Annotated in this window: 5 protein-coding genes, 1 pseudogene and 1 other annotated feature; of the genes and pseudogenes, 5 read left to right on the top strand and 1 reads right to left on the bottom strand. The window is 55.7% G+C overall.

Annotated features, from left to right (window positions below):
* The coding region (locus tag NHF53_RS22575; RefSeq protein ID WP_252836204.1) for a hypothetical protein at positions 1–197 on the top strand (197 nt) is incomplete at its 5' end.
* Between the two features lie 168 nt (positions 198–365).
* Positions 366–1,388, top strand: a complete 1,023-nt coding sequence (locus NHF53_RS22580; RefSeq protein ID WP_252836205.1) for an AraC family transcriptional regulator — start codon at positions 366–368, stop codon at positions 1,386–1,388.
* A gap of 140 nt (positions 1,389–1,528) precedes the next feature.
* On the opposite strand, the pseudogene NHF53_RS22585 reads toward NHF53_RS22580, so the two are convergent.
* Positions 1,529–2,004 (bottom strand): annotated as a pseudogene (locus NHF53_RS22585) (transposase); the annotation flags it as partial.
* Positions 1,604–1,720, bottom strand: a sequence feature (AL1L pseudoknot). Its footprint overlaps the pseudogene before it by 117 nt.
* Before the next feature lie 51 nt (positions 2,005–2,055).
* Here NHF53_RS22585 and NHF53_RS22590 point away from each other — a divergent pair.
* The 3 genes from NHF53_RS22590 to NHF53_RS22600 all read left to right on the top strand — a co-directional run bounded on the left by NHF53_RS22590 (position 2,056) and on the right by NHF53_RS22600 (position 2,952).
* On the top strand, positions 2,056–2,199 hold the full coding sequence (locus NHF53_RS22590; RefSeq protein ID WP_252836206.1) for a hypothetical protein: 144 nt from the start codon (positions 2,056–2,058) through the stop codon (positions 2,197–2,199).
* A 65-nt stretch (positions 2,200–2,264) separates the two neighbouring features.
* On the top strand, positions 2,265–2,630 hold the full coding sequence (locus tag NHF53_RS22595) for a hypothetical protein (protein WP_252836207.1): 366 nt from the start codon (positions 2,265–2,267) through the stop codon (positions 2,628–2,630).
* Between the two features lie 109 nt (positions 2,631–2,739).
* Positions 2,740–2,952 (top strand): hypothetical protein, encoded by a 213-nt coding sequence (locus tag NHF53_RS22600; RefSeq protein ID WP_252836208.1) that lies wholly within the window; start codon positions 2,740–2,742, stop codon positions 2,950–2,952.
* The last annotated feature ends 190 nt before the right edge of the window (positions 2,953–3,142 follow it).

A 3,142-nucleotide genomic window follows, 5' to 3' on the forward strand; every position in this document is an offset into this window, starting at 1 on the left:
CCAGCCGGTCAGATCGGGGCTGGTCGGAGTGCCGTGCGGCAGCCCAAAGTGACATTTCAACTTTGCGCCGGAACGGACATTTCAATCTGGCCGCCACAGACGAGACCCCACCCATTCTGCAAAACCGGTCGGCGCAGATGCGTCTGCGCCACTTGCCCCAAAACTCTCTCGATCTTAAAAAAAATGCCGCACCATGAAGGCCGCGCCGAATCGGACACTCGCACCTTCGTTGTTAAAAAATGCAACAGAATCAATCAAAAAAACACAATCCGTTCATGCCAATCGTCTATTAATTCGCGACAAATGAAAACGCCTCTTCCATTTTGAACTGCACACATATATGGCGGCGACGATATCTGGGGATCATGATTATGTTAGGCGGAAAACAGGAACAGCAAGTCTTCCCTATCGAGGCGGCAGCGCTGCAGATGGGGGAGTTATTTGGCATTGATTCTGTCGAAATCGCGCGCCAGGCGGGGCTCTCCCTCGAAGCATTGCAGAGCGATGGCGCAACTCTTACGGCAGAGCAATATGGCGCGCTTTTCGACACACTTGAAAAGTTGTGCGACATGCAGACCTTGCCGCTGATAATTGCCCGCGCGATGGCGTCCACACCACTGACCGGTGTTTTGCTGGCGTTTTCGGCCAGCAAAACGGTAGGCGCCGGCATTACAAATTTTGCCCGTTATGGCGTTCTTCTCGGCCCCACTCATCTGCGTATTCAGCAGTCAGGCGACCGGTGCGAACTATATCTGACACATGCCGCTCGCGACTTTGAATTGCATGAATGGGTTGAGCTGACCACGCTTTTGCAGCTTCTTGAATGCTGTCGCAGATTTTCCAATCGGCACATCGTTCCGCTTGCCATGCAAGTCAGGGGAAAGCGGCTGATCAATGATGCAGTAATCGAACATGTGGGTGTTGAGCCAACGGAGGAGCAGGTCGCCGCGCTCATTCTGGACAAGGCTGATTTGGACCATCCGCTATTGACAGCAAACAGCGATATTCTCGCTTCCATGGAAACGTATTTGCAGAAGCGCCTGCAATTACGCGTCAAGGATATGTCGCTCTCCGCCCAGATAAAGCTGATACTCCAGGACATATTGCCAAACGGAGAAACCTCGATTGAGGATGTGGCCTTGCGTCTCAATCTCGGCACTCGCAGCATTCAGCGGCGGCTGAGCGAGGAAAACCAGACCTTCAGCTCACTCCTGCAAGAAACCCGCAAGTCGCTCGCAATGCACTACCTTTTGGGTGAGGGATTGCGCAACGAGGAAATCTCCATACTGCTTGGATACCGGGAGCCAAACTCCTTTTTCAAGGCGTTTCAAAACTGGACCGGAATGACGCCCGCCGAAATACGGAAAACAAAGGCAGAGGCCTTATAACGCGACACAAGAGACAAGCATTTCTAAGTCGCTTCAATAGCCCGCTTTCATGATGGAGCGTTCGCCACGCTTTTGGTGACGGGCGGCATCCTTTTGATCCTTTTTCAATCCGTCATTGCCGATAAAGCGGACGAGCCATGGGCAATATCACTCCGTTCGCGGGCCGATAGGCGGCCCACGTCCGTGCGCTTGGCGATAACCTCATAATAGGTGGACGGGGCAATCGGCAGCAGTCTGCAGATCGGCTCGACCCCGAGCACCGAGCGGTGTTCGTCGATGAAGGAAATCATCGCTTCAGTGGGCGGTCGAGCTCCGCCTGGGCAAAATACGCCGAGGCTTTGCGTAAAATCTCATTCGCCTGACGAAGCTCGCGGTTCTCCCGTTCCAGAGCCTTCATCTTCTCGGCGAGATCGCTCGGCAGACCTGCTCGCTTGCCGCTGTCCACCTCGGACTTTTTCACCCACTCATACAGCGTGTGGGCAGAGCAACCGATCTTGGCCGCTATCGATGATACCGCCGCCCAGCGCGATGAGTGTTCGGCTTCATGTTCTGTCACCATTCGAACGGCGCGGGCGCGGACTTCAGGAGAAAATTTGTTCGTCGTTTTGCTTGTCATAGACCCTACTTCTCACGAGTTGGGGTCTCCGCCAAACCCGGGACGGTTCATGTGCTCGAGGGGATCAAGCGCCGATTGCTGGCGCCGGAGGTGATCGCGGAGTTCCTGAGCGAATACCAGGCGGAGCAGAAGCGGTTGAATGCGGTGCTGATCGCGAGCTGCGCGAAGGCGAGAGGCAACTCGGCAGACTGGTAAAGCAGATCCGGAATATAGTCGATGCCATCGCCGACGGAGCAGCGACGATCTCGCTGAAGGCAAAGTTGCGCGAACTGGAAGCGGAGAAGGCACGGTTGGTCGCCAGTCTCGACTTCCTGCGCGCGTCAACAAAGGTAGTCGAGCTTCGACCCGCATCAATCGACTCCTATCGTGCCAAGATCGAGGAGCTGCAACTCGGGTTGCAATCGAACGACTCGATGCAGATGGCTTGCGAAATCCGCTCCCTGGTGACCTCAATCGAGGTTCACCCGTGCGAGGAACGAGGTCAGGTCGAGCTTTTCGTGAAGGGAGCAATAGCGGATCTTTTGGACCTTCCGAAGAAGAAACCGCATGCTGTGCTTAGCACTGTAATGGTGGTAGCGGGAGAGCGTTTCCGCCAATACCGTGCGACGGTCGATATCAAATGCTGAACTGGTACCACGAGGCGCTTGGCCGCGCGCCCACAGCCAGTTAGCTGCTTGTTAAGCCTGACGGCTTATCTGTCCTCCGTGAAACATGAGGTTTCAGATGAGGGCCCGCATGAGCGATGATCAGGACGACAAATTTGATTTTAGGGTCGAACACCGTTCTTCACGGTGGATCTGCCGTCCATTCAACTTCCTGATCTTGGTGGCCCCGCTCGTCGGTACCGTTCTGCTCATCGTTCTTTCCCTCGAGGATCGAAGCAGCGCGACCGGCCCGGTCCCGTTTTTGGATGACGTCGTGACGTCGTCAATTCGGAAGGCGAACTGAGGCCGCCGAAACGATCGGCGAGAAGGACCGATCGCACCAGCGATCAGTCCGGCGATGGCCGATGTCTCGACAAACATTGTTCGCCATCTGTTACCGGCGGGTGCGCATACGGGGCCACGGTACCTCCAAGGTGCCGGCGATCGCCACAGAAGAAGGGGCGATCACCGGCCCTTGCGGGAAACCCTCCTCT

Origin of the sequence: Ciceribacter sp. RN22, assembly GCF_024054295.1 — a bacterium.
In the GTDB taxonomy this organism is placed as follows: domain Bacteria; phylum Pseudomonadota; class Alphaproteobacteria; order Rhizobiales; family Rhizobiaceae; genus Allorhizobium; species Allorhizobium lividum.

Coding starts and splice junctions, on each gene's coding strand:
- NHF53_RS22580 (WP_252836205.1), top strand. CDS start 366: ATGATTATGTTAGGCGGAAAACAGGAACAGCAAGTCTTCCCTATCGAG.
- NHF53_RS22600 (WP_252836208.1), top strand. CDS start 2,740: ATGAGCGATGATCAGGACGACAAATTTGATTTTAGGGTCGAACACCGT.